At 61.5% G+C, this 4,598-nt stretch carries 5 protein-coding genes; all 5 read right to left on the bottom strand.

What is annotated here, in order from left to right:
* Positions 1–1,372, bottom strand: a 1,372-nt coding sequence (locus VIW95_RS03985; RefSeq protein WP_331584121.1) for a M50 family metallopeptidase, incomplete at its 3' end; no start/stop codon positions are given.
* A gap of 66 nt (positions 1,373–1,438) precedes the next feature.
* Positions 1,439–2,233 (bottom strand): phosphatidate cytidylyltransferase, encoded by a 795-nt coding sequence (locus VIW95_RS03980; RefSeq protein ID WP_331584120.1) that lies wholly within the window; start codon positions 2,231–2,233, stop codon positions 1,439–1,441.
* The gene (locus tag VIW95_RS03975; protein WP_331584119.1) at positions 2,220–3,005 is read right to left on the bottom strand and encodes an isoprenyl transferase; all 786 of its coding nucleotides are present in this window, start codon (positions 3,003–3,005) and stop codon (positions 2,220–2,222) included. Before VIW95_RS03975 ends, VIW95_RS03980 begins: the two co-directional genes overlap by 14 nt.
* Before the next feature lie 56 nt (positions 3,006–3,061).
* Positions 3,062–3,619 carry a ribosome recycling factor gene (gene frr, locus VIW95_RS03970; RefSeq protein ID WP_331584118.1) on the bottom strand — a complete coding sequence of 186 codons (558 nt, stop codon included), beginning with the start codon at positions 3,617–3,619 and terminating at the stop codon, positions 3,062–3,064.
* A gap of 2 nt (positions 3,620–3,621) precedes the next feature.
* On the bottom strand, positions 3,622–4,371 hold the full coding sequence (pyrH, locus tag VIW95_RS03965) for a UMP kinase (protein ID WP_331584117.1): 750 nt from the start codon (positions 4,369–4,371) through the stop codon (positions 3,622–3,624).
* Between the last annotated feature and the right edge of the window lie 227 nt (positions 4,372–4,598).

Below are 4,598 nucleotides of genomic sequence, written 5' to 3'. Positions count from 1 at the left end.
CCTGGAGCATCGCTTCGCGGTAGCGAAGTTCGAGCGGCTTGCCCTTGATGCCCTCGAAGACGAAAAACAGCAGGTGACCGCCATCGAGCAGCGGCACCGGCAACAGATTTATGATTCCGAGCTGGAGGCTCAACATCACGGTGAACATCGCGAGGTTAGCGATCCCTCGATGCGCCTCCTGCCCGACCATCTGTGCGATCATGATCGGACCGCCGAGCGCTTCTTTGATGGGAGCACTGCCGGTGAAGATACTGGCGATTCCGACGACCATCTGGATCGTCATCTCGTACGAGGTTTCACAGGCCTGTTCCGCGGCACCGATTGGCCCGAAGCGCTTCGATGTCTCATCGCCGCTCGGCTGCACGCCAATTACCCAGGAGGTTGCGGTAGTGCCGTAGATGGTTTTTTGATCGAGCCGGGTCGGTGTGATCACGATCGTACTGTGGACGGATCTGCCGTCTTGCTGGCGATCGATTTCCAGCTTGACCGGGGAGCCGTCTCCCGCCTTCACGGTCCTGGAGAAATCGGACCAGGTTTCCATCGGCTGGCCGTTAACCGAGATAATTCGGTCGCCGGTGAGCAGCCCGGCCTTGGCCGCCGGGAGATCTTTCGTGGTCTTGCCGACGATCGGCAACAATTGAGGCACGCCGTACATGAAAACCAGGGTGAGCAGCAGGGGCGCGAAAATGATGTTGGACAGAGGTCCCGCCAGCACGATCAGAACGCGCTTGCCGAGCGACTGAGTCGGGAACGCGCGCTTGCAATACGCCTCGACCAGCGAAACCGGAGGATGTTCCGCCAGTGCTTTGATCGCGTCGTCAACTTTGGGTTGACTGCGCACTGCGTTGAGGAGCAGAGCCTCATCAGGCTCCAGTTCGCGTCCGATGACGGTCAAGGGTCCGAGCGCAAGGGCGGGCACTGGAGACGCGTCGGGCATTGAAGCAGCAAGCGCTGCGTTGCCGGATTGTACGGGGACCGCGCTCGCGGTACTGCTGAGGCCGGGGCCGGTGCTCAGCCGATCCGCAACGACGCGCAAGTTGTCGTCGAATTCGGAGCCGGCCAGAACCGCGCCTTGTTGGCGCGCGGAGCCGATCAGGTCAAGCCCGATTTCGTGAAGATACAATTTGATCTCTTCGGGCGTGGGCTTCTCGCCGACTTCATCGCCGAGCATTCGGACGTAGCCGCCGAAAGGAGTGGCGCCAACCGAGTACTCGGTCTCGCCGCGCCGGTACCCAAGAACTTTTGGCGGATAGCCGATCGAGAATCGCAGCACGCGAACCCCGACTTTCTTCGCCATCGCAAAATGTCCCGCCTCGTGGACGACCACCAGGACGGCGAAGACCAGTGCTGCGTATAGAATGGACGATATCATTTAGTTTTGCCCGCGCGGTCCGATACAGGAGTTTCCGAGCGTGAAAATGCGGCCCCCAAAGCCGCATCATCGGAACCAATAGTAGGCGAAAAAGAGCGCGAAGACCAGTGAACAAGTGCGATCAAGCAGGCCGCCGTGACCCGGGAAAATCCAACCTGAGTCCTTGACTCCCGCCGCACGCTTCAACGCGGAGCCGGCCAGGTCGCCGAGCTGCGCGAGGATGGAAATCATAGCCGAAAATAGCAACATTCTGCCTATACCCCACATCCCACCTAGCATTATAACGAGCAACCATCCGGCCAGTACCGTCGCGAGCAAACCGCCCACTGCGCCTTCAACTGTTTTGTTGGGGCTGACGTTGGGAGCGAGCTTGGTGCGGCCCATGAACCTGCCGACGAAGTACGCGCCGCTGTCGCTCACGACGGCCAGCACGATGACCAGCAGCAGCAGGTCGATGCCGTTGCGGCTGTTGCGGAGCAGCGCGAAGTAGGGGAACAGAAATCCGACGTACGCGGCGCCCATGAAGACCAGCCGCGGCCCGCGGAAACTTTCTCCGCCGCCCGCAATTTCGATTCGCAGGACCAGCCCGAGCATCATGAGGATGACGAGCACCGGCACCACCCATCCAACCCATCCCGGGTCGCCGCCGTAGAGAAGTCCGAACAACGGCACAGCACCGACGACCGCGAACAGCGGCAATGCGACCCAATGCAGAGCGCCGGTCATCGCGGCGACTTCGTAGAGTCCCCAGAGGCCGGCGATAGCGTTGACAATCGTGAAGAGCCAGGCTGGCGCGAAAAGCACGAGCGCTCCCACTGCAGGCAGCAGGACCGCCGCCGTGAGGAGTCTAGTTTTGAGCACGCAGGCGGGTGTCGGAGCCGTTCGTGACAGCGCCGAAGCGGCGCTCGCGAAGCTGGTAGGCGGCAATCGCGCTCAAGAATTCGCGCTCGCGGAAATCCGGCCAGAGAGTGTCGGTGAAATAGAGTTCGGTGTAGGCGAGTTGAAACAGAAAAAAATTGGAGACGCGCAATTCACCGGAAGTTCGAATCAGCAGGTCAGGATCGGGCAGCCCGGTGGTCGTGAGTTCACGCGCGACGAGTTGTTCGTCGATTTGATCTGGTGAAAGGGCGCCGTCGGCGACCGCGCGCGCGATCGAGCGGGCCGCGTTGACGATGTCCTGGCGTCCGCCGTACGAGAGCGCCAGCGCCACCGTCATGCCCCGATTGTCGCGGGTCGCCGCGACGGTCTCCGCCAGCGCGTCGCGCACGCGCGGCGGAAGCCGCTCGGTATCTCCCAGAGCCAACACGCGGATGTCGCGTTTCATCAAGCGCTTGGTCTCGGTGATCAGGTAGCGATGGAAAAGGCCCATCAGGAAGCTGACCTCGGTGGTCGGACGACCCCAGTTCTCGCTCGAAAATGCGTACAGAGTGAGGTACGGGATGCCGAGTTCACGCGCTGCGTCGACGACTGCGCGGACCGAATCCTTGCCGCGGCGATGGCCCTCGTGACGCGACAGTCCGCGCCGGCTCGCCCAGCGGCCGTTGCCGTCCATCACGATCGCCACATGACGCGGCATCCGCGAAGGATCCAAAGAGAGGTTCGGGAAATCGTTTAGAGGTAGTGAGGATGCCACTTGAGGTACAGTCTTCACTTAAGATCGCGCGCCGTTGGAGCTGGTGACGGGCGAGCTCAGACCTCCATGATTTCCGCTTCTTTGGCGGTCAGCACTTTGTCGATTTTTTCGATGAACTCGGTAGTGTAAGACTGCACTTTGGCCTCGCCGGCGCGCATCTCGTCCTCGGTGGCCCGTTTTTCCTTGTGCAGTTCCTTGAGCATGTCGTTGGCGTCGCGGCGATGGTTGCGGACGCCGACGCGGAATTCCTCGCCGATTTTGCGGACGTGCTTCACCAGGTCCTTGCGCCGCTCCTCGGTCAGCTCGGGAATCGGAATGCGAATGATCTTGCCGTCGTTCATCGGGGTCAAGCCGAGATCCGAAGTCTGGATAGCTTTTTCGATGTCGTGCATCGCGCCCTTGTCGTACGGCGTGATCACGATCAAGCGCGGTTCGGGCGCCGACAGCCCGGCGAGTTGCCGCAGCGGCGTTTTCGCGCCGTAGTAGTTCACCTGGAGATTTTCGACCAACGCCGTTGAAGCACGGCCGGTGCGGACGCGGGCGAGTTCGTGGCGAAAGGCCTCGACGGTCTTGTCCATTTCCTTGCGCGCGTCTTCGATTGTGTCCGTAAGCATGCTCACGGTGCGCTCTCCACTCGGGTTCCGATTTGCTCCCCCATCACGGCTCTTCTTATATTACCCGCTTTGCGCAAATTGAACACGATGATCGGCAGGTGATTATCCATGCACATCGAAATGGCCGTCGAGTCCATCACCTTGAGATTTTTCTGCAGCACCTCGATATAAGTGAGCCGCTCGAAGCGCTTGGCCCCCGGCTCGCGCACCGGATCGCGATCATAAACCCCGTCCACCGTATGGCTCGCCTTGAGGATCACTTCGGCGCCGATTTCCATCGCGCGCAAACTGGCCGCGGTGTCGGTGGTGAAGTAGGGATTGCCGGTGCCGGCCGCGAAGATGATGACCCGGCCCTTTTCGAGATGGCGCACGGCGCGGCGGCGGATGTAAGGCTCGCACAGTGCCTGCATCTCGATTGCAGACAGCACGCGCGTGACGACTCCCACGTGCTCGAGCGCATTTTGCAGCGCGAGCGCGTTGATAACCGTCGCGAGCATGCCCATCTGGTCGGCGGTCGAGCGATCCATCCCGCGCGCCTCGTAGTCGGTGCCGCGGATAAAATTGCCGGCGCCGATGACCAGCGCGAGCTGAACGCCGAGCGAGGCAACTTCCTTGATTTCGAGCGCAATCTCGGCCAGCGCGTCCAGGTCGAGACCGGCGCCTTGGGCAGGAGCGAGCGCCTCGCCGGATAGTTTCAGCAGAATACGGCTGAAGCACGGCTTGCCGTTCTTCGCACTTTGAACTTCAGCCATCTTTCTAGAGGCTCCCGCGATACATCCGACGCAACCTGACCCCTAACCCCTTCCCTCGAGGGAAGCGGAACAATCGCGTTGGCCTAGGCTGCCCCAGCCTTGCCGTCGAGCGCCTCGCCCATCTGGTAGCGAGTGAAGCGGCGGACGTCGATCTTTTCGCGCATCTGGATGGCGGCCTCGCCAATCAGCTCGTGCACGGTCTTGTTGGGAGCGCGCGCATAGGCCTG

The sequence above is a fragment of the Binatus sp. (SeqCode) genome (genome assembly GCF_036522015.1).
Lineage (GTDB): Bacteria > Desulfobacterota > Binatia > Binatales > Binataceae > Binatus.
The sequence above is the reverse complement of the archived record's forward strand: the minus strand, read 5'-3'. Positions and strand labels throughout refer to the sequence as shown.

Coding starts and splice junctions, on each gene's coding strand:
- frr (WP_331584118.1), bottom strand. CDS start 3,619: ATGCTTACGGACACAATCGAAGACGCGCGCAAGGAAATGGACAAGACC.
- pyrH (WP_331584117.1), bottom strand. CDS start 4,371: ATGGCTGAAGTTCAAAGTGCGAAGAACGGCAAGCCGTGCTTCAGCCGT.